Source organism: Clostridium amazonense (genome assembly GCF_056431285.1).
Map to the genome: position 1 here is coordinate 75,207 of NZ_JBWKMH010000023.1, position 683 is coordinate 75,889.

Here is a 683-nt window from a genome sequence, read left to right on the forward strand (position 1 = left end):
AAATTTAAAAATGAAGAAATAATTGTAGATTACAAAAAAGAGTATAAGAAAACCCAAGAAAAGTGTAGAGATCTTGAATTAGAAGTTGCTGTTCTTCGGGATTTATTAAAAAAAAAGAAATAAATGAAGACCTTAATTTATACTCTTATGCATCCGAATGGATTTCTATAGGAGCACCTACTAAGACTATATTAAAGATATTAGGACTAAAAAAATCTACTTATTATAAACAACAGTTATTAATTAGAAGTGGAAATAAACCATTAAATCAATCCGAAGGAAACATTCCAGGATATAGTATAAATGTACATGGTGAAAAAATTTCTGACTTAGAAATTCAAAAACATATAATACAAATAAAAAAAGATGAAGTAGGACAGTTTTATGGGTATAAGAAGGTTAGTGCACTTTTGAAAAACAAATATAGCCTAAAGATTAATAAGAAAAAGGTTTATAGATTAATGAAGGCTATGAATTTATTAGAAGTTAAAAGAAGAGGTATTAAGAGATATTCTAAAATATGCAAAAATCACACAATTACAGATTCAAATCAACTTTGGGAAATGGATATGAAATATGTTTATATATCTGAAACAAAGGAAGTAGGATATTTAACATCTATTATTGATGTATTTGATAGAAGTATATTAGCATATGATATGTCACTTTCTCCAAATGCAGAG

At 25.9% G+C, this 683-nt stretch carries 1 protein-coding gene; it reads left to right on the forward strand.

Going from position 1 to position 683, the window contains the following annotated elements; all coding sequences use genetic code 11:
- Positions 1-347: 347 nt before the first annotated feature.
- Positions 348-683: IS3 family transposase (locus AC07E4_RS08585; RefSeq protein WP_478216214.1), on the forward strand; the 336-nt coding region annotated here is incomplete at its 3' end.